Source organism: Kitasatospora sp. NPDC034533 (assembly GCF_055575155.1).
On the sequence record NZ_JBVITE010000024.1, the window covers coordinates 45,159 to 69,984 of the forward strand.

The following is a 24,826-nucleotide window of genomic DNA, read 5'->3' on the forward strand; positions in this document are numbered from 1 at the left end:
CAGATGATGGCGGGCGGTAAGTCGGTGCGCCATCGGCCTCCTGTGCGGCAGTGGCTGGAGCGAGCGGCATGGTACGGCAGCCCGGGGCACCGAGCCGTCCGATTCGACCGAACCGACCGAGCGCACTCGGCCATCCGGCACAATGGCGCGCATGACCAGTGCCGACGACCTGCATGCGAGCTCGCCGGTCGGCGACACCGGCCGCGGGGACGGGCCGTACCAGCCGTTCGCCCACCTCACCACAGAGCACTGCGCCCTCTACCGCCTGGTGATGGGGGTGTTCGTCCGGGCCAAGCAGGAGTTCACCGTCCACCTGCGCCCCGAGGACGTGCACCTGGGGCTGCCATCGGAAGGGCGGCCGCCGCTCGAAGGGGTGGCGACCGCGCTGGAACGGCTCGCGAGATGGGGCAACCTCCGGGCCGACCCTGACACCAGCCGGGTCACCGCGCTGGAGGACTTCTACCGCTCCCGCCACATCTACCAGCTCACCCGCGCGGGCGAGGCCGCCGAGGAGGCGCTGGCCGCGTACGACGAGGCGCTCGGTCGGCGCGGTGAGCTGCAGGCGGTGGCGCTGGCGGACATCACGGTGCAGCTGCGGGCGCTGCTGGCGCTGGCCGGGCAGCCCGGACCCGACCCGGCCGTGGTGCACCTGTCGCTGCTGGCGCTGGTGGACCGCTTCTCAGGCCTGGCGGAGAACGCGCGGGCGTTCATGAACTCGCTGCAACGGACGGTCGACCTGCACGAGGCCGAAGTCGAGGTGTTCCTCGCCTACAAGCAGCGGCTGATCGAGTACCTGGAGCGGTTCATCGAGGACCTGGTCACCCGGGGAGCCGAGATCGCCGGTCTGTTGACGGAGTTGGGCACTCCTGAGGCGGGTCCGGTCGGGCCGCTGCTGCGGGTGGCCGCCGAGCGCGAGGCATCCGACGCGGCCCCGGACGCCGCCGCCGAGGCCCTGGCCGGCTCCGAACGCCGCTGGGAGGGGCGCTGGGAAGGCCTGCGGGCGTGGTTCCTGAGCGTGCCGGGGCGCAACTCCCAGGCCAAGCTCCTGCGTTCGGCCGCCCGTCAGGCCATTCCCCAACTGCTCGCCGTCGTACAGGCATTGAACGAGCGCCGGGCCGGCCGGTCGGACCGCTCAGCCGACTTCCGGGAGCTGGCCCGCTGGTTCGCCGAGGCGCCGGACGACGAGTCCCGCCACCGACTGTGGCGATCCGCGTTCGGGCTGCACTCGGCACGTCATCTGACCATCGACCAGGAGGCCTTGGCCGAACGGGACGCCGAGCCGGTGCCGCCCTCCGCGTCCTGGTACGACGCACCGGGCGTGCGGATCAGCCCGCAGCTGCGCCGGACGGGTTCGTACGAGCGGCGCGGCCGGAACAGGGCGGTGCAGGACCGTGCCGAGGCCAAGGCGTACCTGGCCGAGCTGGCACGCAAGCAGGCCGAGCAGACCGCCGCCGCCCGGGCCCGGCTGGCTACCCACGGGGAGGTCCGGTTGAGCGACCTCGACGAGTTGGACCGGGATTCCTTCCGGTTGTTCCTGCAGTTGCTCGGGGACGCCCTGGCGAAGTGGCGGCCTGGCGCGGAGTCGGTGTCCACCACCACCAACGACGGGACGATGGAGATCAGGCTGACCAGCTTCCCGGGCGGCGGGATCGCCGAGATCCACACCCTCGACGGCATCCTCCGGGGTCCCGAGCACCTGGTCGAGATCATCGACCTCACCGCCGAACCGGCGGGAGCGGGCCGTGCGTGACAACCGCCTGGGCGACGTCCTCGCCGCGCAGCGGGCGGAGGAGTTCCGCAAGGCCGCGCGGGCACTGCTGCGCCGACCGCTGCTGCGCGCGGGCGGCCCCCACTCCGACGACTTCCGCCTGGTCCGACAGCACGCGGCCGAACTGCGCACCTGGTTCGAGCGGAACACCGGCTGGGCCTTGCTGGTGGACTCCGAAGTGGCCCGGCTGCGCCGCATCCCGGGCCTGGACAGCGATCCCACCCACCCGGCACGGGACCAGCGCACCGGACTCCCGTTCTCCCGGCGGCGCTACGTCCTGGTCTGCCTGTGCCTGGCGGTGCTGGAGCGTGCCGAGCACCAGATCGCGCTGGGGCGGCTGGCCGAGCAGGTGGTCCTCGCAGCTGCGGACCCGGCGTTGGAGAGTACCGGTATCGACTTCACCCTCTCCGACCGCGAGCAGCGCACCGACCTGGTGGCGGTGGTCCGGCTGCTTCTGGAGTGGGGCGTGCTGGCCAAGGTCGCCGGCGACGAGGACGCGTTCCTCAAGTCGGCCGGTGACGCCCTGTACGACGTGGACCGCCGGGTGCTGGCCGGGCTGCTGGTCTCCCGGCGCGGGCCCAGCACCGTACGCGCCGACGGCTTCGCGGAGCGGCTGGCCGAACTCAACGCCGAGGTGCTGCCGGACAGCGACGAACTGCGCAACCGGGCGCTGCGGCACACGCTGACCCGGCGGCTGCTGGACGATCCGGTGCTGTACGCCGACGGACTTTCGGCGGCCGAGAGCGCCTATCTCACCTCCCAGCGCGGTGCGTTGACCCGCCGGATCAGTGAACTCACCGGGCTGGTCCCGGAGGTGCGGGCCGAGGGCATCGCCATGGTGGACCCGGACGACGACCTGACCGATCTCCGAATGCCGGAGCAGGGCACCGACGGCCATGTGGCACTCCTGCTCGCCGAGTACCTGGCCGGGAAGGGCGGTACCGTCCCGCTCGCCGAGCTTCACCGCCAGGTGGCGGGCTGGGCGCTGGAGCACGCCGGGTTCTGGCGGCGCAGCGCCACCGTACCCGGCGCCGAGACCGAGCTGACCGAACAGGCCATCGAACGGCTGGTCGCGCTCGGGCTGCTGGAGCGCGCGGCGACCCCGGACGGCACCCCCGCCGTCCGTCCCCGCCCAGCGCTGGACCGCTACCGGGTCGGCGAGACGATCCTGCTGGAGCCCGGCCAGAGCGCCCCCCGCAAGTCCCCCCAGAAGTCCGCGAAGAGCACGAAGGGCAAGAGGACCCGATGAACCCGACTGTCGCGCTGCCGTCCGCCGGCCGCACCCGCTGGCAGCCGCTGCGGGTCGGCCTGGTCGACCTCTTCTACTACGACGTCGAGGAGTTCCGCTTCCGCGACGGCCGTCTCCTGTTCCGCGGCAACAATGGCACTGGCAAGTCCAAGGTGCTGGCCCTGACCCTGCCCTTCCTGCTGGACGGCGACCTCTCACCGCATCGGGTCGAGCCGGACGCAGACCCGAAGAAGCGCATGGAGTGGAACCTCCTGCTCGGCGGCGAGCACCCGCACCCCGAACGGCTCGGCTACACCTGGATCGAGTTCGGCCGCCTGGACGAGGACGGCACCGCGCACTACACCACCCTGGGCTGCGGTCTCAAGGCGGTCAGCGGGAGGGGCATCGCCCGGCACTGGTACTTCGTCACTGACCGGCGGATCGGCCGCGAGCTGCGGCTGCTGGACTCCACCGGCGCCGCGATCACCCGCGACCGGCTGGCCGAGGCGCTGGACGGGCGCGGCCTGGTGTACGACTCGGCACGGGCGTACCGCCGAGCGGTGGACGAAGCGCTGTTCGGCCTCGGCGAGCAGCGCTACGCGGCCCTGGTCGACCTGCTGGTCCAGCTGCGCCAACCGCAACTGTCCAAGCGGCCTAGCGAGAAGGCGCTCTCCCAGGCGCTCACCGAGTCGCTGCCGCCGATGGACCAGGCCGTGATCGCGGACGTAGCCGAGGCGTTCCGCTCACTCGACGAGGAGAAGGAGCAGCTCGCGGTCATGGTGGCCGCCGAGCGCGCCGCCACCGGCTTCCTGGAGCACTACCGCCGGTACGCCCGGGTGGCCGCGCGGCGCAAGGCCCGCGCGCCCCGGGCGCAGCACTCCCGCTACGAGGCACTGCGCACCGAACTGAACACCGCCGAGCAGGACTTCGAGGCGGCAGGGATCGCACTGGAGGCGGCCGAGGTCCGACTGGAAGAGCTGGACCGGCTGCGCTCCGGCCTGCGGGCCAGGGACGAGGCCCTGCGGGCTGGCCCGGAGATGCGCAGCGCCCGCGAGCTGGAGCAGGCCGCCGACCTCGCCGGACGCACCGCCCGGGACGCCGAACGCGCCGAGGCGGACCGCACCCGCGCCGAGGACGAGCTGACCCGGTACGTCACCCGGCTCGGCGCGGCGCGTTCGCGCGCCAAAGCCGCCGACCGGGCGCAGGAGGCCGCCCTGGCCAGGGCCTCAGAGGCGGCCGCGGCCGCCGGAGTGGAGCGGGAGCACACCGACCGGGTCAGACTCCCGCTCGCAGCGGGGGATCCGCCCGAGGCCACGCAGCGGAGCTGCGCCGAGTTCACCGACCGGCGGCTGCGCTCGGTCGTCCTGGTCGAGGAGCAGCTGGCCGCAGCCCAGGACGCGCTACGTGAACTCGACCGGAAAAGGCGGCAGTTGGCGGATGCCGACGAGGACCTGACCCGCCGGGCCGACCTGCGGACCGAGGCCGAGGAGAACGCCGCGCAGGCAGGACGGGACTACCTCTCAGCCGTGCGCGCCCACTTCACCTCCTGCACGCTGCTCCGCCCCGCCGACCCCGAGGGCATGCTCGACGAACTCGCCCAGTGGGTCGAGACGCTGAAGGGCCCCGACCCCTCCCGTACGGCGGCGCAGCAGACCGCCTCCGCAGTCGGCGCCGAACTCGTGTCCCGGCGCGCCGCACTGGACCTCCAGCAGCGCGAGCTGCACACCCGTACGGAAGAACTGCGCGCCGAACTGGCGGAGTTGACCTCCGGCGGCCAGCGAGGTCCGCAGGCGCCGCACACCCGCTCCCCCGAGGCCCGGCAGGACCGCCCGGGCGCGCCGCTCTGGCGCCTGGTCGACTTCAGGGATCAGCTGCCGGACCACCGGACCGCTGGGCTGGAAGCCGCCCTGGAGGCGTCCGGTCTGCTCGACGCCTGGGTCGGCCCGGACGGCTCACTGGCCGCCGCCGCTACCTGGGACACCCTGCTGACCGCCGGCCCGCCGGTGGACGGGCGCTCGCTGGCCGGCGTCCTGCGCCCGGCGGTCGACCGCGCCGACCCGGCCACCGCCGCCCTGCCGGACGAACTGGTCTCGCGGCTGCTGAGCGGGATCGGCCTGCTCGACGTGGACGACGATCTCCCGGACACCGGCAGCTGGGTGGGCCTGGACGGCCGCTTCCGCCTCGGAGCACTCACCGGCGCCTGGTCCAAGCCGACCGCCGAGTACCTGGGCGAGAGCACCCGCGAACAGGCCAGGCGCGTCCGGATCGCCGCCGTCAACGCCGAACTCGACCACCTCGAAGGGCGCCTGCAGGACCTGGCGGACCGGTCCGAGAGCCTGGCGGCCGACGCACGCACCCTCGCGGCGGAGCAGGCCGCGCTGCCGGACGACTCCGCCCTGCGCGCCGCCCAGGCCGGGGTCGCGGCGGCCCAGCAGGAGCACACCCGGGCCGCCGAGCGCCGCACCGCCGCCGACCGGGCCGCCGCCGACGCCGCCGCCGACGCCGACCGGGCGACGGAAGAACTCCAGTCCATCGCCGCCGAGCTGGGGTTGCCGACCAGCAGCACCGGCCTGCGCGGCATCCGCGAGGCGCTCGGCTCCTACCGCGAGGCCCTGGCGGCACTCTGGCCGGCCGTACGCGAGACCCGCGCGGCCCGTACCGCACTGGCCACCGAGGAGGCCGACCACACCCGCGCCGCCGAGCACGCCGCCGAACTCGCCGAGCGCTCCCGCGCGGCGGCCCGGGAGGCCGTCGCGGCCGGCGAACGCCACGAGACGCTCAAGACCACCGTGGGCGCGGCCGTCGCCGAGCTGCAACGCCAACTCGACCAGGTCAAGGCCGCCCTGCGCGACTGCGAGGAGGCCGAGCGGGCCACCCGCCGCGAGCAGAACGCCGCCACCGGCCGCCAGGCCGCAGCCGACGCCCTGCGCACCCGGGTACGCCGTGAGATCGAGGACACCGTCCGCACCCGGGAGGAGGCGATCGACGCGCTGCGCCGCTTCGCCGCCACCGGCCTGCTCGCTGTCGCCCTGCCCGAGCTCGAGCACGCCTCCGACTCCTGGGCTCCCGAGCCGGCCGTCCGGCTCGCCCGCACCGTCGAACGCGAGCTGGAGTCCGTCGACGACTCCGACCCGGCGTGGGAGCGCGTCCAGCGAAGGATCACCGAAGAGCTCAAGGACCTCTCCGACGCCCTGGCCCGCCACGGGCACACGGCCGCCGCCCGCATGATGGACGACGGTCTGGTCGTCGACGTCGTCTTCCAGGGCCGGGAACGCTCCGTTCCCGCGCTCGCCGCGGCCCTCACCGCCGAGGTGGCCGACCGCCAGCAGCTGCTCTCCGCCCGCGAGCAGGAGATCCTGGAGAATCACCTGATCACCGAGGTGGCCGGGACCCTCCAGGAGCTCGTCAGCGCCGCCGAGTACCAGGTGCTGAAGATGAACGAGGAACTGAAGGACCGCCCGACCAGCACCGGCATGCTGCTCCGCCTGGTCTGGCGGCCCGCGCGCAACGCGCCCGGCGGCCTGACCGCCGCCCGCGACCGCCTGCTGCGCCAGTCCGCCGACGCCTGGACTGCCGCCGACCGCACCGCCCTCGGCGAGTTCCTCCAGGCCCAGATCGACCGCGCCCGCACCGACAACCCCGCCGGCACCTGGCTCGAACACCTCAGCACCGCTCTGGACTACCGCTCCTGGCACGAGTTCGGCATCGAGCGCCACCAGCACGGCAGGTGGCAGCCCGCCACCGGCCCGGCCTCCGGCGGCGAGCGGGTGCTCTCCGTCTCCCTGCCCCTGTTCGCCGCCGCCTCCTCGCACTACGCCTCCGCCGGCAACCCGCACGCCCCGCGCCTGGTCACCCTGGACGAGGCCTTCGCCGGCGTCGACGACGACTCCCGGGCCAAGTCGCTCGGACTGCTCACCGCCTTCGACCTGGACGTGGTCATGACCTCCGAGCGCGAATGGGGCTGCTACCCGCAGGTGCCTGGCCTCGCCATCGCCCAGCTCTCCCGCGTCGACGAGATCGCCGCCGTCCTGGTCACCCGCTGGGAGTGGGACGGCCAGCACCGCACCCTGGTGACCGACGGCGAGGTTCCGCCGCAACGCCAGGAAGGGCTGTTCGCCTGACCATGGACCTCCCCATGGACCTCCCCCGCCTCCAGCGTCTGCTCGGCGCACCCGAGCTCGCCTGGCTGCTCGACCGCGCCCGCCGACGCCTGGAAGCCGGGCGGCCCCTCGACGGCACGGTCTCCCTGACCGAGGCCGACGACGCCGCGCGGGCGGCCGTCGCCCGCCTCCTGGGCCGGTCCCCGCGCCCCGGCCGGTCGCTGTCCGTCTCGCTGGCCGCCGTCGACCGCACGCTCCGGGCCAGCGGCGCCAGCCCGGATGGGCTCGCCGCGGCCGTGGTGGCGCTGACCGGCCCGGTCACCGACAAGCGCGCGCAGAATGCAGCCCTGGCCACCGCGTGGCAGCGCGCGCTGTCCGAGCTCGAGCACCCCGCCGTCACCGAGCGGCCCGAACTCGCCTCCTGGCAGGCCAAGGTGGCGGCCAACGGCCTCCTCAGGCGGCTCGCGGGCGGCGACCCGGCCGCCGGCCGCCGGCTGGCCGCCGACGCCGTACGGGTCCTCGCTCAGCTCCCCGCCGACGGACTCACGCTGCCCGTCCTCGCCGCCCGCACCCTCGGCGACGCCCACGCCCTAGACCAGGGCCGTCCGCTCAGCGCGCTCGTCCACTCCGCCGTCCGGGCCCTGGCCGCCACCGAGCTGCCCAGCGGCGCCGAAGGCCGCCGGGCGGCCTGGGCGGCCGCCGGCGTCGTCCTGGACGAACTCTCCTCGCGCGTCCTCGTCCTCGGCCTGCCCGGTTCCACCAGCAGCACCACCGGGCGCATCCTCGCGGCAGCCCGCGAAGGCGGTGAACCCTGCCTGCTGACGCTGCGCCAGCTCACTCGGCAGCCGCCCGCGCTCGGCCTCACCGAGCGCCCGGTCCATGTCTGCGAGAACCCCGCCGTCCTCGCGGCCGCCGCCGACGAACTGGGTTCCGACTGCCCGCCGCTGGTGTGCGTCGAAGGCCACCTGTCCGTCGCCGCCCGCACTCTGCTGGGTCACCTCGCCGACCAGGGCTGCCGGCTCGCGTACCACGGCGACTTCGACTGGGGCGGTATCCGCATCGCCTCCGGCGTCCTCCATCTCCCCGGCGCCCTCCCCTGGCGCTACGACAGCGCCTCCTACCTCACCGCCGTCGAAAGCGGCCTGGGCACCCCGCTCACCACCGGCATCCCGACCCCCACCCCCTGGGACCCTGGCCTTGCTCCGGCCATCACCGAACACGCCGTCCGCATCGAGGAGGAGCACCTGCTCGACCAACTGCTCACCGACCTCCGTCGGCAGACCGCATAGCCGGGAGAGGGGGCCCGCCGGACGACTCCTGAAACGCCGGTCATCACGACCGACTGGTACGGGAGCCGGCGGTCGGTGCGCAGGCCGCGGTGGTCTTCCCCGAGTATGATCTGTGGCCCGAGGCGCGCGCTACCCCGTGGCCGTCGAGTAGAACCACGCGGTCGCCCGCTGGGTCGTCACCGCCGGGGCCACCAAAAACCTGGACGGCACCCGGCTGGCGGCGGAGGGCGACTCGGTCGGCGGCAACATGGCCGCCGCGCTGACGCTGATGGCCAAGGAGCGCTGCGCTGTCGCGCTCGTCCAGCAGGTGCTCTTCTACCCGGTCACCGACGCCGCGTTCGACACCCCGTCCTACTGCCTCACTCCGCCGCAGCCAACTCACCTCAACGTCCCAGCCGAGGCCGCCCACCAGCTCGCGGACGCTGCCCGGTCCCCACCCATGACGAGTTGAGCATGCCGCGTCGACCTCCGGAGCCCCTCCCCCGAACGACAAGTCGCCGACCCCTCACTTGTCGACAGCGGACAGCCCGTCCAAGACTGACGCGCCCGCTCACGACCATCCATCCGCACCCTCGATGCACGCTCGTCCACCGGCTGTCCACCAAGACCCTCCGCCAGCGGGTGGCCCGACTTGGCCTTCTTGATAAAACCCCAGGTCAAGACGGTTTCCCAGGAGTCGATAACCTCAGCGAACCGGCGACCTACGCATTGCGATGCATAGAGTCCGGGTGTCCGATTTTCCCGATTCCCATGGTCACGGAAACGGAAAAACCCCAGGTCAGACGCTTGACCTGGGGTTCACCTTGGAGCCGCCTGCGGGATTCGAACCCGCGACCTACGCATTACGAGTGCGTTGCTCTGGCCAACTGAGCTAAGGCGGCACCGCTGCCGTGTACTGGCAACGCGGGTCAGTCTACACAGGTTCGCGGGTGATCCGTACCCGGGTATCCGGGCGGGGGGTCAGGCGGAGGAGACGGCGAGCTTGGCGGCGAAGCCGGCGAAGAGGACGGCGACGCCGCTGGTGAGGGTGGCGGAGAGGCGCTTGCGGCGGCGGAAGGCGGTGGCGAGGGAGGTGCCCGCGAAGATCAGGAGGGAGAGGTAGAGGAAGCTGAAGGTCTGGAGGACGCCGCCGAGGAGGACGAAGGAGAGGGCGGGCCGGCCGTAGGAGGGGTCGACGAACTGGGTGAAGAAGGAGAGCAGGAAGAGGATCGCCTTCGGGTTGAGGAGGCTGATCACCAGGGCGCGGCGGAAGGGGTTCTCGGTGGACTCGGGGGCCGGCTCGGCGGTGGGATCGGCGGCGGCCCGGCGTTCGCGCCAGAGGTCGCGGGCGGCGCGGAGCATGCCGTAGCCGATCCAGAGCAGGTAGGCGGCGCCGCCGAACTTGACCACGGCGAAGACGGCCGGGTTGGCCCTGAGCAGGGAGGCCGCCCCCAGCGAGGTGAGGCTGATCAGGGTGAGGTCGCCGACGAAGACGCCGGCCGCCGCCCGGTAGCCGGTGCGGATGCCCTTGCGGGCCGCGACGGACAGCACGTACAGGGAGTTGGGGCCGGGGAGCAGGACGATGACGAGGGCGCCCAGGACGTAGGTCGCCAGGTCGTTGACTCCGAGCACGATGAACTCCGGTGCAGGGGAGGGTGGCAGGGGGCGCTCATCGTAACGTCGCACCGGTAGGCGCTTGAAGTGATATCTAGCTTGAAGTGATATCTGCCCGTCGAGACGCCGGTCGCCGGACGCCCTACCGGTCGCAGCGCTTGCCCCGCTCGGGGGCCTCCCCGGTCAGCAGGAAGCGGTTCACCGCGTCGTCCACGCAGGTGACGTGGCGGCCGTACGCGGTGTGGCCGTCGCCGTCGAAGGTGAGCAGCCGGCCGGACTCCAGCTGGTCGGCCAGCGACCGGGCCCAGGCGTACGGGGTGGCCGGGTCGCGGGTGGTGCCGATGACGACGATCGGGGCGGCCCCGGCGGCCCGGATGGTGTGCGCCGCTCCGGTGGCCGGGACCGGCCAGTAGGTGCAGGCCAGAGCCATCCAGGCCATGTCGCGCCCGAAGTGGGGCGAGACCCGCTCGAACTCCGGCACCGCCCGCTGGGCGTCCTCCGGCCCCCGGAAGGGGGCCGGCAGGTCGAGGCAGTTCACCGCGGTGTTGGCGAACATCAGGTTGGGGTACGAGCCGTCCGCCTCGCGACCGTAGTACTCGTCGGAGAGCTTCAGCAGAGCGGTGCCGTCGCCCGCCCTGGCGTCGGCGAGCGCGGTGCGCAGCTTGGGCCAGAGGAAGTCGGCGTACATGGCCTCGATGACGCCGGTGGTCGCCCGGGAACCGGTGAGCCGACGGCCGCCGCTGCTGGTGGGGAGCGGGTCGGTGCGGGCGGCCGCGAGCAGGGCCGTGAGCTGCTCGCCGACCTGTTGCTCGGTGCGGCCGAGCGGGCAGTCCTCGCGCTCGGCGCAGTCCTTGGCGAAGGCGGCCCAGGCGGTCTCGAAGCCGCCGGCCTGGGTGCGGTTGCCGGTGACGGAGTCCAGCGCGGGGTCCATCGCACCGTCCAGCACCAGCCGCCCGACCCGGCTCGGGAAGAGCCCGGCGTAGGTGGCGCCGAGGAAGGTGCCGTAGGACTTGCCGACGAAGTTCAGCTTCTCGTCGCCGAGCAGGGCGCGCAGCACGTCCATGTCGCGGGCGGCCTCGACGGTGCCGAGGTGGCCGAGCGCCGGGCCGGCCTGCTGCCTGCAACCCTCGGCGAACTCCTTGTCCGCGGCGACCAGCGCGTCGATCGCGCGCTGGTCGGCCGGGGTCAGGTCGACGCTGGTGTAGGCGTCCATCCGGTCGCCGCTCAGACAGCTGACGGGGTTGCTGCGGCCCACCCCGCGCGGGTCGAGGCCGACCAGGTCGTACCGGGCGCGCACCCCTCGGCCGTACGTCCGGGCGGTGGCCTCCAGGTACTCGATCGCCGAGCCGCCGGGCCCGCCCGGGTTGAGCAGCAGGGAGCCGAGCCGGGTGCCCGGGGAGGCGGAGGCGGCGCCGTCCGGTTCCGCCGCCGCGCGGACGGCCGCCAGGGTGAGGTCGCCGTCCCCCGGGTGGTCGTAGTCCAGCGGCACCCGGAACGTCGTGCACTCGAACCCGCCGTCGCAGGGCTGCCAGACCAGCCGTTGCCCGTAGTGCGACGCGAGCGCGGCCGGCACGGCGGCGGGCAGCGGCTCCAGCGGGGTGGCGGCCGATCCCGAGGAGGACGGCCCCGCGGACGCCGCCCCCGGGGAGGACTGCGCCGGCGCCCCGGACGGATCGGAGCTGCAACCGCCCGCCAGCAGCCCGACGACCAGCGCCGCGGCCAGCGCCCGTACCCGACCGAAGGCCCTCATCCGCTACCTCTCCCGCCTCTCCGCGATCGAACAGACATCACATCGAACAGACATCACGCGGAACGACTGGAACCGCTGGTGGACACGCCGCTGCCCGGTGCCCGCCCCGGGCACCGGGCAGCGTAGCGCCACCGGAACCGCGCTCAGGACGCCTTGGCCAGCGCCTCCGCCAGGAACTGCGCCGCCTGCCGGACCAGCCGCAGCCGCTCCCGGTCGGGGGTGAAGTCCTGCACGTTGTCCGAGATCCGCACCTCGGCCTTGGCCGCCGCTCCGGGGCCCGCCTTCAGCGCGGACTGGAGCTTGCGGGCCGCGTCCAGCCCGGCGGAATCGCCCTTGGCGGCGGCCAGCAGCAGCTTGGCCGGGCTGCCGGCCGGGGCCTCGGCGCCGGTCTGGGTGAGCGCGGCGGCGTCGTACCGGCCGGAGACCGCGGCGGCCGCGCCGTACAGGTCGGGCCGGGCCAGTCCGGCGGCGGCAGCGCAGGGCGCGCCGCCCTCGACCCCGAGGGTCCCCCAGGAGGCCGGGCCGGGCGGCAGGGTGCGGAAGGTGGCGGCGATGGTGGTGCGCAGCGTCATGTCGTCGGCGACCGCGGCCGGGGCGGCGGCGACCAGCTCGCAGGGGTACCCGGTGCCGTTCGGCGCCTCGGGGGCCACCAGGACGAACGGACGGGACTTGCCGGACTGGAGGGCCGAGCCGATGCCCTCGAAGACGTCCGGGACCTCGGCGTCGGCGGTCTTGCGGGGCGCGGACGCCTGCATCACGACGACCGGGAAGCGGGCGTTCGGCTCCGTGGCGTACTGCGGCGGGAGCCAGACCCGGACGTTGCGGGGCTGCCCGTCAGGGCCGAGCACGGCGGACTGGAGCAGCTCGCCGCCGCCCGGGTGGCCGACGCTGTCGAAGTGGCTGATCACGGCGGGGGCCGTGGCGGCACCCCCGGCGGCAGCGGGACCACCGGCGCCACCAGCGCCACCAGCGCCACCGGCGGCACCGGCGGCGGCCGGGTCGGCGACGGCGGGGGGCGCCGCCTGCTGCCGGCCCGTCGTCCCCGAGGCGGTGCCCGAGCCCGGGTCGGAGTCCGAATCGGAGCCCGAGCGCCTGCCCGCCGCGTCCAGGACCTGCTCCGCCCGGCCCGGCTCCGGGGTGTCCCGGCCGAGGCCGCCGAAGGCGCCGAGCGCGGTGAGCACCGTCAGCGCGGTGACGCCCAGCCCGCAGACCATCGCCCCGGCCGCCCGCATCAGCATCGGCCAGCGGTCACCCGCCAGCTCGTAGGTCTGGGCGGCGCGCAGGTCGCGCCAGCGCTGTTGGGCGCCCCGGGCCAGCCAGATCCCGCCGAGGGCGGCGGCCAGCAGGGGGATGACGAGGAGCGAACGAACCACGGGACGCACCACCTCTGGAGGGGGCCGCGCCGAACCGGAAGTCGGCGCGAACGGGAGGCGACCGCCCCGCCAGCGGGCGCAGTCGGCCCCCAGCGTGCACAACGGGCGGACGGTCACACGACGGTGTGCCCGGCGAGTGTCGCTCGTTCACTCGAAGGTGGGACGGCGCACCGGCTCCGGGAGGCGTATGGGCCTCGCCCGGTGGAACGGCGTTGGTCCGACGGAGGGACCATGGCCGGACGGGCCCCGGGACGGACGGACCCCGGGATGACGGACAGGCCACGACGGACCCGCAGCCGGAGGGACCGCAGTCGGCCCCGCACCCGGACGGACCAGGAAGCGGGCGGACCCAGGAAGCGGGCGGCGCTCAGCCCGCGCGCAGCGCCACCGTCATCGCCTCGACCGCGAGCAGCGGGTCGACGTTGCGGTCCAGCGCCGTGCGGCAGGCCAGCACCGCCTCGATCCGGCGCAGCGTGCTCTCCGCCGGGCCGGCCTGGGCCACCCGGTTCAGCGCCTGCCGCTGGTCCTCGTTGGCGAGCGCGCCGGTGGAGCCGAGCTGGATGGCGAGCACGTCCCGGTAGAAGCCGAGCAGGTCGAGCAGGGCGACGCCGAGCGTCTCCCGGCGGGTGCGGGTGGCGCGGCTCTTCTGCCGCTTCTCCAGTTCCTTGACCGCACCGGCCATGCCGCGCGGCGCCTTGCTGCCCTCGGCGGCGCCGTAGGCGGCCTTGAGGTCGTCGGTCTCCTTGGCGTCCTGGGTCTCGGCGAGCGCCTCGGCATCGGCCTTGGCGGTGTCGACCAGGCGCTGGGCCGCGGTCAGGCAGCCGCCGATGTCGCCCACCTCCAGCGGTATGCGCAGCACCTCCGCCCGCCGCGTCCGGGCCTGCTCGTCGACGGCGAGGCGGCGCGAGCGCTCGATGTCGCCCTGGCCGGCGAGCGCGGCGAGCCGGGCGGTCTCCGGGTCGACGCCGTCGCGGCGGACCAGGGTGTCGGCGACCGCCTCGGCCGCGGGGGTGCGCAGCACCAGCAGGCGGCAGCGCGAGCGGATGGTCGGCAGCACGTCCTGGACGGAGGGGGCGCAGAGCAGCCAGACGGTGCGCGGGGAGGGCTCCTCCACGCCCTTGAGCAGCGCGTTCGCGGCGGCCTCGGTGAGCCGGTGGGCGGCGTCCACCAGGATCACCGACCAGCGGCCGCCGGTCGGGTAGCTGGAGGCGCGCATCACGAGGTCACGCATGTCGCCGACACCGATCGACAGGCCGTCCGTCCGGACGTACTTCACGTCGGCGTGGCTGCCGGCCAGCACGGTGTGACAGCCGTCGCAGAAACCGCAGCCGGGCGTGCCGCCGAGCGCGAGGTCGGGGCTGGTGCACTGGAGCGCGGCGGCGAAGGCGCGCGCGGCGGTGACCTGGCCGGCACCGGGCGGCCCGGTGAACAGCCAGGCATGCGTCATCAGGGAGGCGTTCGCGCCCTCCGCCGGGGCGGCCCCGCGACCGGCCTCGACCGTCGCCCCGGCCGCCCGGGCCGCGGCGGTCAGCTGCTCGACCACCCGCTCCTGGCCCACCAGGTCGTCCCAGACGGCCACTGCTGCTCCCAAGCTCCGTACGACAGCGCTCGTGGCGCCTCTTCCCCGCCGTCGAGCATACGTCTCCGGTCGGACACCCACTGCTCCGTCCGGGTCACGGCCCGGTGCGGCCCTCGCGGCGCGCGGTTCCGGGCCACGGCACCCGTCACGGCGCACGAACGGCGGGCCGCAAGCGGCCCGGCAGAACGCGGCGGCGCCGCCGGGGGCCCGCCCCGACGGCGCCGTCCACGCGGGCGTCAGCCCCGGCGTCCCCAGCGGCGCCCCTTGCCCTTGCCCTTGTCCCGAGCGTCGCCGTCGTGGCCCCCACGGCCGTCGTGCTGCTCCGGACCGGCCTGCGGACCGTCCTGACCCGGGCCGTCGTGCTCCCAGCGCGCCCACTCGTCGTGCGAGCCGAGCAGGGTGTCGGTGAGGCTCGGCAGGTCGTCCAGCGGGGTCTCCTCGGCCCACTCCGGCCGCGGCCGCTCGGCGCCCGGCTGCGGCTGCGGCGGCTGCGGTCCGGCGGCCGGCTCGGCACCGACCACCGGCAGCTCGCGGGTGCCGTCCACCGGCTCCGCGCGCCGCGCGCCCTGCGCCGGTCGGCCCCCGGTACGTCCCGCGGGGCGATCCGCCTCGACGCGCGGCAGCACCTCGGTCCGGTCGGCCTCCGCCGGCACCTTCGGCAGCACGGCCGTCTCGTCCACCGCCGGTCCCGACACCGCGGGCAGTACGGCCGTCTCGTCCACCGCACCACCGGGGGCCCGGCGTGCCTCCGCGGCCCGGCGCGCCTCGATGGCCGCCGCCGCCCGGATCGCCGCCTGCCGGTCCCGCGGCGACAGCTCGCGCGTCGCCTCGTCCCCGAGCCCGCCCGAGGAGGACGACGAGGACGACGCGGGGGACGCGGGGGACGCGGGGGACGCGGCCGAAGCAGCCGACCCCGGCGCCTCGTCCCGCGAAGCACCCTTCGAAGCGTCCTCCGCAGCACCCCGCGAGGCGTCCCGGACCGCCCGAAGCTCCCTGGTCGCGTCGTCCCCCGGCACCGCCCCGGCCCCCGGCCCGGGCCCCGCCCCGGCCCCCGGAGCAGCAGCCCCCGGCCGCCCCTCGGCCCGGTCCTCCGCCGAATCCGCCGCAGCAGCCGCGGCGGCGAGCGCGGCGGCCTGCGCCAGCCGTGCCTCCTCCGCCCGCTGAAGAGCCTCCTCCGCCCGGCGGCGCTGCTCCTCGCGGGCGAGTTCACGCTGCCGCTGGAGCTCGGCCTGGGCAGCCGCCTCGTCCGCGATCCGCTTGCGCTCGGCGGCCTCCGCGGCCAGCCGCGCCTCCTCGGCGGCGCGGAGCTTGGCCTCCTCGGCGGCACGGCGCTGGGCTTCCTCCTCCGCCCGCCGGCGCGCCTCCTCCTCGGCCTTGCGCCGGGCCTCGGCGGCGGCCCGCTCGGCCTCCTCCCTGGCCAGCCGTTCCTGCTCCGCCTGCTCGGCCCGCAGCTGCGCCAGCACCTCCTGCCGCTTGCGCTCGGCGGCCTCCTCCTCGGCCTTCTTGCGGGCCTCCTCGGCGGCGCGGCGCTCGGCCTCCTCCTTCGCCAGCCGCTCCCGCTCGGCGCGGGCGGCCTTCTCCTGCTCCGAGAGCGGCAGCTCGCGGTCGAGCCGGTGCCGGATGGCGGTGGTCACGAAACCGGGGGCCTGGCTGCCGTCCACCACCAGGTAGCGCGCCGGGTCGGCGGCGGCGAGGGCGAGGAAGCCGGCCCGGACCCGCTGGTGGAACTCGGTCGGCTCGGACTCCAGCCGGTCCAGTGCCTCGGTGAAGCGCTCGCGGGCCCTGTTCGGGTCGACGTCCAGGACGACGGTCAGGTCGGGCAGCAGTCCGCCGGTGGCCCAGCGGGAGATCCGGGAGACCTCGGTCGCGGCCAGGTCGCGCCCGGCGCCCTGGTAGGCGATGGAGGAGTCCATGTACCGGTCGGTGATCACCACGGCGCCGCGGGCGAGGGCCGGACGGATGACGTTCTCGACGTGCTCGGCACGGTCCGCCGCGTAGATCAGCGCCTCGGCGCGGTGCGACAGGCCGGTGTTGCCGACGTCCAGGACGAGGCCGCGCAGCCGCTGGCCCACGGGGCTGCCGCCGGGCTCGCGGGTGAGCACGACCTCGTGCCCCTTGCCGCGGATCCACTCGGCGAGTGCCTGGGCCTGGGTGGACTTGCCGGCGCCGTCGCCGCCCTCCAGGGCGATGAAGAAGCCGGTGCCCGCGCCCCGGTGCGGCACCGGGCCGCCCGGGCCGCGCACCGCGTCCACCAGGTCCCGGAGGAACGGCGAGGTGCCGCGCCGGTCGTCGGTGCGCAGCAGCACCACGGCGGCGAGCACCAGCGTGAGCAGCCCGGAGGTGGCGACGGCGAGGGCCGCGCCGCCGTGGATGAAGGTGAAGGAGCCGGGTTCGAGGGAGCCGTACTCGACGTCCCCGTAGCCGGCGGCGATCAGCGGGACGCCGATCAGCGCGGCGGCGACCACGGCCCGGAGCACCGCGAACAGGTGCTCGGTGACCTTCGGCAGCCGGGCCTCCTCGACCTCCTGGGCGAGCAGGGTGCGCCCGGCCGAGATCACGATCCCGGCGGCCAGCGCGGCCAGCGCGGTCAGCAGCAGGACCAGGACGAAGTCCAGCACCAGCCCGGCCAGGATCAGCGCGACGCCCTGGGTGAGCAGCGCCAGCGCCAGCAGTCGGCGGCGGGACAGCGAGGGCAGCGTGGCCCGGGTGAGCCGGGCGCCCAGGGCGGGCACCCCGGCGGCGGCGAGCACCAGCAGGCCGTAGCCGATCGGCCCGGCGCGGTGTTCGGCGGCGGTGAGCAGCGCGAGCGCGGCGATGCCCGCCATCGAGGCGTAGCCGGCCGCGACGGCGAAGGTGAAGTACGGGGCGCTGCCCGTGCGGCCCTTGCTCAGCGCGGGGCCGGGGGCCGCGTCGGTCGGGGCGCGCAGGCCCTGGAGCGGGGAGACCGGGGCGACGGCCAGCCGGCCGCCGGACAGCTGCTGGAGGTACTCGCGGACGGCCGCGGCGGCGAACAGCCCGGCCGCGCCGAGCGCCGCGACGGTGAGCTGGTGGGCGCGCAGCCAGTCGGAGCCGAGCGCCGCGCCGACGTTGTTGAGCAGGGTGAGGGCCACCAGTCCGGCGGCCCCGAGCGGCACCGTCACCCAGCCGGTGAAGCGGTCGATGCTCCGGGCGCTCTCCAGGTTGGCCGCGGCGGGGCGCCGCTCGGCGACCGGGAGGTGGGCGTTGGCGGCCGGCAGCAGGCCGGGGACGGCGGCGTCCTTGGCGATCGTCCAGACCCGCTCGGCGGCGCCGGTCACGAAGACGGTGCCGAGCAGGACGTAGGTGGCGGCCCCGGAGGGCTTCGCGGCGGAGCCCAGCCAGACGCTCCACCAGGGCGCCACGCCGATCAGCACGGCGCGCAGCACGTCGGCGCCGAACAGCGTCCAGCGCCGGTCCAGCCGGCCCGTGACCAGCTGGTGCACCGGCCCGAGCAGCACGACCCCGACCAGCCCGGTGGCCAGCACCCGGACGGCGAGGACCGCGGCCAGGGCGAAGGCGAGACTGCGCGGCAGACTGCCGAACTGGGCGCCCTGGGCGACGGCGATCACGGTGAGCGCGAGCAGCACCAGCAGACCGAGCCGGTCGGCGGTGCCACCGATCAGCTGGGTGGTCCACAGGCGCCGGTAGGGACGTGTCCGCAGCAACGCCCGGGCCCGGTCCACCGGGGTTCCGGCGGGCGCGACCTCCGGCAGGTCGGACGCCCAGGCGCTGGCGGCCGGGGCGGCGCTGGGGGTGGGCTGCTCCTCGCTCGTCATACGGTCAGCGTAGCGGGCGGCGGATGGCCGGAATGAGGCGAACGGGCTTCCGGATCGCGCTCATCACCGGGTTGTGACGTTCCCCGCACGGACCGCCCCGACCCCGGGCCCGCACCGCCCTACGGACCGCCCCGACCCCGGGCCCACGCCCCCGCACAAACCGAACCGACCCCAGACCCGCACCCCCCACGTGCCCCGGACCGGACGCGGGCCCGCACCCCCGGGATCGGGGGCACGGGCCCGTCGGCGGTGACCCGGGATCAGCCCTCTTCGGTGCCTGCGGCCTTGCTCGCGGCGGCCTTGCTCGCGGCGGTCTTGCTCGCGGCGGTCTTCTTGGCCGCCGTCTTCTTCGCCGCTGCCGTCTTGGCCGTGGTCGTCTTCTTGGCGGCGGTCTTCTTGGCCGCCGTCTTCTTCGCCGCTGCCGTCTTGGCCGTGGTCGTCTTCTTGGCCGCGGCCTTCTTCGCCGGCGCCTTCTTGGCCGCCTTCTTCACCGGCCCGCGTGCCCGCTTCTCGGCGAGCAGCTCGTAGCCGCGCTCCGGCGTGATGGTCTCGACGTCGTCGTCCTTGCGCAGCGTGGCGTTGGTCTCGCCGTCGGTCACGTAAGGGCCGAAGCGGCCGTCCTTGACCACCACCGGGCGCTCGCTGACCGGGTCGTTGCCCAGCTCCTTGAGCGGCGGGGCGGCGGCGGCCCGGCCGCGCTGCTTGGGCTGGGCGTAGATCGCCAGCGCCTCGTCGAGGGTGATCGTGAAGAGCTGCTCCTCGCTGGTGAGCGAGCGGGAGTCGGTGCCGCGCTTGAGGTACGGGCCGTAGCGGCCGTTCTGCGCGGTGATCTCCGCACCCTCGGGGTCGGTGCCGACCACCCGCGGCAGCGACAGCAGCCGCAGCGCGTCCTCCAGCGTGACGGTGTCCAGCGACATCGACTTGAAGAGGGAGGCGGTGCGCGCCTTGACCGCGTTCTTGCCGGTCTTCGGCGTGCCCTCGGGCAGGATCTCGGTGACGTACGGACCGTAGCGGCCGTCCTTGGCCACCAGCATGTTGCCGCTGACCGGGTCCCGGCCGAGTTCGAAGTCGCCGCTGGGCTTGGCCAGCAGCTCCTCGGCCAGCTCGACGGTCAGCTCGTCCGGCGGCAGCTCGTCCGGGATGTCGGCGCGCTGGCCGGGCTCGCCCTCGACGGCCGAGGCGCGCTCGACGTACGGGCCGTAGCGGCCGACCCGCAGGGTGATGTCGTCGCTGACCTTGAAGGAGCTGATCTCCCGGGCGTCGATCGCGCCGAGGTCGGTGACCAGTTCCTTCAGACCGCCCAGGTGGTCGCCGTCGCCGTTGCCGGCCTCGGCGGCACCGCCCGCGATGTGGCCCTCGCCCTCACCGAAGTAGAAGCGCTTCAGCCACGGCACGGATTGCGCCTCACCGGCCGCGATCCGGTCGAGGTCGTCCTCCATCTTGGCGGTGAAGTCGTAGTCGACCAGCCGGCCGAAGTGCTTCTCCAGCAGGTTGACCACGGCGAAGGAGAGGAAGGAGGGGACGAGCGCCGTCCCCTTCTTGAAGACGTACCGGCGCTGGATGATCGTGTCGATGATCGACGCGTAGGTGGAGGGGCGGCCGATCTCCCGGTCCTCCAGCTCCTTGACCAGCGAGGCCTCGGTGTAGCGGGCCGGCGGCTTGGTGGCGTGGCCCTCCGGGGTGATCCGCTCGGCGGCCAGCGGGTCGCCCTGGGCGACCTGCGGCAGCCGGCGCTCGCGGTCGTCGAGCTCGGCGTTCGGGTCGTCGGCGCCCTCGACGTAGGCCTTGAGGAAGCCGTGGAAGGTGATGATCTTGCCGGAGGCGGAGAACTCGACGTCCCGGCCGTCCGCGGAGGTGCCGCCGACCTTGACGGTGACGGACTGGCCGACCGCGTCCTTCATCTGGGAGGCGACGGTGCGCATCCAGATCAGCTCGTACAGCTTGAAGTCGTCACCGGTCAGACCGGTCTCGGCGGGGGTGCGGAAGCGGTCGCCGGAGGGGCGGACGGCCTCGTGCGCCTCCTGCGCGTTCTTGACCTTGCTGGCGTAGGTGCGCGGGGCGTCCGGCAGGTAGTCCGCGCCGTACAGCTGGGTGACCTGGGCGCGGGCGGCCGCGATCGCGGTGTCCGACAGCGTGGTGGAGTCGGTGCGCATATAGGTGATGAAGCCGTTCTCGTACAGCTTCTGGGCCACCTGCATGGTCCGCTTGGCGCCGAAGCCCAGCTTGCGGCTGGCCTCCTGCTGGAGCGTGGTGGTGCGGAACGGCGCGTACGGCGAGCGGCGGTAGGGCTTGGACTCGACGCTGCGGACGCCGAACGCGGTCTGCTCCAGGGCGGCGGCCAGCTGACGGGCCGCCTGCTCGTCCAGGTGCAGGGTGTTCGTGCTGCCGGCCTTCAGCCGACCGTCCGGGCCGAAGTCACGGCCGCTGGCGATCCGCTTGCCGTCGACGGCGGACAGCCGGGCGCCGAAGGTCTCCGGGTTGGCGGCGTCGACCGGAGTGCGGCCGGTGCCGAAGGTGCCGACCAGGTCCCAGTACGAGGCGGTGCGGAATGCCATCCGCTCGCGCTCGCGCTCGACCACCAAGCGGGTGGCGACGGACTGCACGCGGCCCGCCGACAGCTTCGGCATGACCTTCTTCCACAGCACCGGCGAGACCTCGAAGCCGTAGAGGCGGTCGAGGATGCGGCGGGTCTCCTGGGCGTCGACCAGGCGCTGGTTGAGCTCGCGCGGGTTGGCCACGGCCTCCTGGATCGCCGACTTGGTGATCTCGTGGAACACCATGCGGTGCACCGGCACCTTGGGCTTGAGCACCTGCTGGAGGTGCCACGCGATGGCCTCGCCCTCGCGGTCCTCATCGGTGGCGAGGAAGAGCTCGTCGGACTCGGCGAGCAGCGACTTCAACTTGCTGACCTGGGACTTCTTGTCCGCGTTCACCACGTAGATGGGCGCGAAGTCGTGGTCGACGTCCACCCCGAGGCGGCGCACCTCGCCGGTGTACTTGTCCGGCACCTCGGCCGCGGTGCTGGGCAGGTCGCGGATGTGCCCGACGCTCGCCTCGACGATGTAGCCGGGGCCCAGGTAGCCCTTGATCGTCTTCGCCTTGGCCGGCGACTCGACAATGACGAGTCGCTGTCCGTGCGCGGTCTCGCTGCTCGGGGACACCTTCGCTCTTCTCTCCCGGTCCTTATGTGGCTGGTCGGCGCCGGCAGCACGGGCTGCGCTCCGCCCGACCCCTCCACCGTCCCGGGGCTGCCGCCACACGGCACCCCCATTAGCGGAGTGTGACCGTACCCCGGCCACCCTTGTCAAACGGACGGATCCCGCTTTTTCACTTGCCGGGCTCACCGACGCCACTCGAACGGTAACCCGATGACGGAGGTTCGCGCCGCGCGGAGGGGGGCCTTCGGCAGGTTCCGGAGGATGGAATGACGGATTTCAAGATCTGTCAACGGGGAATCGACGGTGCGCGTTCCCGGTGCGCCCCCGGCGGGGCGTTCCCGGTGCGGGTCCCCGACGGCCGGGGAGGGCGTCCCCGACGGACCGGGAGGGGCGTCCCCGACGGACCGGGAGGGTCTCCGGCGAGGGTCACCGGGGCGGCCGGGCACCGCCAGGCGCTGCTGAGAGGGGCCCGCAGGCTCGGGGCTCAGCCGCCGGCCGCGGCCAACAGCCCGGCGCCCGCCGCCAGGCAGCCCGCGCCCAGGGCGCTCCACAGCACGTCGGCCACAGCCGCCCGCCGGACCTCCCCGGCCGCCAGCACCACCCGGCTCGGGCACCGCGGGTCGTAACAGACCCGCACCGAAGTACCCGGCGTGAAACGGTCCGCACGGCGCAGGGGGGTGTGCCCGCGCGGGCGGGCGACCACGAGCCCCGCGATCCCGCACGCGCCGCTGCCGCCGACCGAGAGCGGCACCGAGAAGGAGAGCAGCGGCGCGCTGTCCAGCGGGCCGTGCACGTCGTCCTCGGCCAACACGGTGGCGACCGCCGACACCCCCCGGCGGCGCATCCGCAGGCGCAGGCGCACTTCGGCGGCGCACCAGAGCAGCAGCACGCCACCGAAGAGGGCGAGCACCAGCCCGCCCACCGTCGCCGTCGTCGTGTCCACCCCTGGCCCCCGGCTCCCCAGCTCCGTCCACAGCCTGTGGACAGAGCCTCACAGCGGCGGGCCAACGGGAGGCAGCCGTCGCGCGGCGGCCGGACGAACCAGGCGGTACGGACGAATGAACCGGGCCCGGCCGGGGGGTGGTGGGGCCTCGGTGGGAAGGACAGGTCGGGCCTTGGCCAGGGGGCCGGGCCTCGGTGGGAGGGACGGGCAGGGCCTTGGCCGGGAGGCCGGGCCACAGTCGGGAAGACGGGCCGGGCCTCCACCGGGCCTTGATCGCCCGCGCCCGGCCGAGGCCACCGCCCGGGTTCAGCGGACCGGGTCGATGAACCCCTGCTCGGTCAGCAGCCGCAGCGACTCCGGCACCCGGTCCCGCAGCACCACCCGGTCCTCGCCGAGCAACTGCGCGATGGCGTCCACGATCTCGCCCGCCGACAGCGTCCCGTCGCAGACCCCGACGAAGCCCGCGCCCACCGTGTCCACCTTGGTGGCCCGGCGCATGCCGCGGTTGTGCCGCAGGATCACGTGCTCCGGGTCCTCCGCCCCCGGCGCGCCGACCTGCTCCTGGACCACCTCGTCGGCCAGCACGTAGCGGGCCGCCAGCAGGCCGGCGTCGTCGTGCGAGCGGAGGAAGTCCTGCCGGTCGAACCAGGCCTCGATGTGCGGGCCGAGCGGCTGCTCCACCGGGTGCGGCCACTCCTCCACCCTGACGGTCGGGCGCTCGGCGCCGCTCGCCCGCAGGGTGATCCAGCCCATGCCGACGCCCTCGACCCGGCCCGCCTCGAAGGCGTCCAGCCACTCGCCGTACCGGGCCTGGTAGTCGCCGCCGGGCCCCCGGTGGTCGCCGCCGTCGCGCAGCCACAACTCGGCGTACTGGGCCACGTCCTGGACCTCACGCTGGACGATCCAGGCGTCCAGACCGGTCCCCGCGACCCAGCCGGCCAGCCGTTCCTGCCAGTCCTCGCCCTTGACGTGCTGCCAGTTGGCGAGCAACTGGCAGTAGCCGCCGGGCTCCAGGTGGTCGGCCGCGGAGCGAACCAGGCTGCGGCACAGGTCGTCACCGGCCATGCCGCCGTCGCGGTACGTGAACCGGCCGGCCGGCGAGATGACGAACGGCGGGTTGGAGACGATCAGGTCGAACTTCCGCTCCCCGACCGGCTCGAAGAGGCTTCCGGCGGACACCTCGGCGTTGTCGAAACCGGACAGCGCCAGGGTCAACTCGGTGAAGCGCAGGGCGCGCTGGTTGAGGTCGGTGGCGGTGACGGTCCCCGCGTGCCGGGCGGCGTGCAACGCCTGGACGCCGGAGCCCGACCCGAGGTCCAGCGCGGCCCGGACCGGACGGCGCACGGTGATGTTGGTCAACGTGGTCGAGGCACCGCCGACGCCCAGCACCAGGTCCTTGCGGGCCACCCCGTGCGCGGTCTCACCGGAGCCGATGCCGCCCGCGCCACCCACCGCGCAGCCCAGGTCGGAGACCACCCAGGCATCCGAACTGGGCATCCCGGCCACCTCGTTGGCATACGGCCGGACGTCGACGGTGGCGCGCACCAGATCGCCGTCGGAGCGCAGCCAGCCGTCCGCCAGGCAGTCCTCCACCGGCAGCGCGGCGGCGGCCGCCCGGTACGGGACCGGCTGCTGGAGCAGGAACAGCCGCACCAGCGTCTCCAACGGGCTGCCGCCCCGGGTCGCGCGCAGCGCCGGAACCGCCTCGCTGCGGGCCAGAGCCGAATAGCCGGTGGGGCCGAGCAGGTCCAGGCATCCGTCGGCGGTGAACGAGGCGTCGAGCAGCGCCTCGCGGAACTTGGCGAGGCGGGTCGGGTCGAGAACGGGGCTACTGATCACCCCGCCATTGTCCCCCTGCCGCCCACCCCCGGCCGCCGCTGCGCCCCGCGCTCACCGACCGGAAGCCCGCACCACCCCGCGCGCCCCCAAGAGCCCCTCCGCGCCTCCCTGCACGGACCCCCAAGGCACCCGACAGCGGGCGGGGAGAGGTGGCGGGCGGGCAGCGTGGCGGTCCGCGGAGACCGCCCCCTCACAGGGAGACCGCCCCCTCACAGACAGGGCGGCTCCGAGAACTGCTCAGCGCCACCGAGCCACCCGGCTGCGACCGCCGACGGAGCACGCCCACTCATGCGGGGCGCCCTCCGCTGCGACCGACTCACGGCCCGACCGGGGCACCAAGCCCTCCCGGGGCGGGCACGCCGGCGCTCAAGGGGCGCTTCGCGGGGCGCACCGACGTACCGGTGCCGCCCGC

12 protein-coding genes, 1 tRNA gene and 1 pseudogene are annotated in these 24,826 nt (G+C 74.6%); 5 read left to right on the forward strand and 9 right to left on the reverse strand.

The annotated features are described in order from the left end of the window. Positions 1 to 151 precede the first annotated feature (151 nt). The 5 genes and pseudogenes from ACZ55U_RS18730 to ACZ55U_RS18750 form a co-directional block, all read left to right on the forward strand. Positions 152 to 1,750: a TIGR02677 family protein gene (locus tag ACZ55U_RS18730; RefSeq protein WP_465527235.1), complete on the forward strand. Its 1,599-nt coding sequence runs from the start codon at positions 152 to 154 to the stop codon at positions 1,748 to 1,750. Beyond that, the gene (locus ACZ55U_RS18735; RefSeq protein ID WP_465527236.1) at positions 1,743 to 3,017 is read left to right on the forward strand and encodes a TIGR02678 family protein; all 1,275 of its coding nucleotides are present in this window, start codon (positions 1,743 to 1,745) and stop codon (positions 3,015 to 3,017) included. Before ACZ55U_RS18730 ends, ACZ55U_RS18735 begins: the two co-directional genes overlap by 8 nt. Then, the gene (locus tag ACZ55U_RS18740) at positions 3,014 to 7,117 is read left to right on the forward strand and encodes a TIGR02680 family protein (protein ID WP_465527237.1); all 4,104 of its coding nucleotides are present in this window, start codon (positions 3,014 to 3,016) and stop codon (positions 7,115 to 7,117) included. Before ACZ55U_RS18735 ends, ACZ55U_RS18740 begins: the two co-directional genes overlap by 4 nt. Positions 7,118 to 7,131: 14 nt before the next feature. Continuing rightward, positions 7,132 to 8,385, forward strand: coding sequence for a TIGR02679 family protein (locus ACZ55U_RS18745; protein ID WP_465527238.1), 1,254 nt, complete (start codon positions 7,132 to 7,134; stop codon positions 8,383 to 8,385). A gap of 32 nt (positions 8,386 to 8,417) precedes the next feature. Further along, positions 8,418 to 8,740 (forward strand): annotated as a pseudogene (locus ACZ55U_RS18750) (alpha/beta hydrolase fold domain-containing protein); the annotation flags it as partial. Positions 8,741 to 9,189: 449 nt separating this feature from the next. On the opposite strand, the gene ACZ55U_RS18755 reads toward ACZ55U_RS18750, so the two are convergent. The 9 genes from ACZ55U_RS18755 to ACZ55U_RS18795 form a co-directional block, all read right to left on the reverse strand. Continuing rightward, positions 9,190 to 9,266: transfer RNA gene (locus tag ACZ55U_RS18755), tRNA-Thr, on the reverse strand. A 79-nt stretch (positions 9,267 to 9,345) separates the two neighbouring features. Further along, on the reverse strand, positions 9,346 to 9,996 hold the full coding sequence (gene leuE / locus ACZ55U_RS18760) for a leucine efflux protein LeuE (RefSeq protein ID WP_465527239.1): 651 nt from the start codon (positions 9,994 to 9,996) through the stop codon (positions 9,346 to 9,348). Positions 9,997 to 10,120: 124 nt separating this feature from the next. Further along, positions 10,121 to 11,728, reverse strand: coding sequence for an alpha/beta hydrolase (locus ACZ55U_RS18765; protein ID WP_465527240.1), 1,608 nt, complete (start codon positions 11,726 to 11,728; stop codon positions 10,121 to 10,123). 143 nt (positions 11,729 to 11,871) lie between these two features. Beyond that, positions 11,872 to 13,101: an alpha/beta hydrolase gene (locus ACZ55U_RS18770; RefSeq protein WP_465527241.1), complete on the reverse strand. Its 1,230-nt coding sequence runs from the start codon at positions 13,099 to 13,101 to the stop codon at positions 11,872 to 11,874. A 367-nt stretch (positions 13,102 to 13,468) separates the two neighbouring features. Beyond that, on the reverse strand, positions 13,469 to 14,680 hold the full coding sequence (locus ACZ55U_RS18775; protein WP_465527269.1) for a DNA polymerase III subunit delta': 1,212 nt from the start codon (positions 14,678 to 14,680) through the stop codon (positions 13,469 to 13,471). A gap of 236 nt (positions 14,681 to 14,916) precedes the next feature. Next, on the reverse strand, positions 14,917 to 18,474 hold the full coding sequence (gene tmk, locus ACZ55U_RS18780; protein WP_465527242.1) for a dTMP kinase: 3,558 nt from the start codon (positions 18,472 to 18,474) through the stop codon (positions 14,917 to 14,919). A 260-nt stretch (positions 18,475 to 18,734) separates the two neighbouring features. Continuing rightward, positions 18,735 to 21,635, reverse strand: coding sequence for a type I DNA topoisomerase (topA, locus tag ACZ55U_RS18785; RefSeq protein ID WP_465527243.1), 2,901 nt, complete (start codon positions 21,633 to 21,635; stop codon positions 18,735 to 18,737). 481 nt (positions 21,636 to 22,116) lie between these two features. Further along, the gene (locus ACZ55U_RS18790) at positions 22,117 to 22,575 is read right to left on the reverse strand and encodes a hypothetical protein (protein WP_465527244.1); all 459 of its coding nucleotides are present in this window, start codon (positions 22,573 to 22,575) and stop codon (positions 22,117 to 22,119) included. A 306-nt stretch (positions 22,576 to 22,881) separates the two neighbouring features. Further along, entirely contained in the window at positions 22,882 to 24,414 is a 1,533-nt protein-coding gene (locus ACZ55U_RS18795; RefSeq protein ID WP_465527245.1) for a DUF7059 domain-containing protein, read from the reverse strand. Positions 24,415 to 24,826 lie beyond the last annotated feature (412 nt).

Coding starts and splice junctions, on each gene's coding strand:
- ACZ55U_RS18730 (WP_465527235.1), top strand. CDS start 152: ATGACCAGTGCCGACGACCTGCATGCGAGCTCGCCGGTCGGCGACACC.
- ACZ55U_RS18740 (WP_465527237.1), top strand. CDS start 3,014: ATGAACCCGACTGTCGCGCTGCCGTCCGCCGGCCGCACCCGCTGGCAG.
- ACZ55U_RS18745 (WP_465527238.1), top strand. CDS start 7,132: ATGGACCTCCCCCGCCTCCAGCGTCTGCTCGGCGCACCCGAGCTCGCC.
- ACZ55U_RS18765 (WP_465527240.1), bottom strand. CDS start 11,728: ATGAGGGCCTTCGGTCGGGTACGGGCGCTGGCCGCGGCGCTGGTCGTC.
- tmk (WP_465527242.1), bottom strand. CDS start 18,474: ATGACGAGCGAGGAGCAGCCCACCCCCAGCGCCGCCCCGGCCGCCAGC.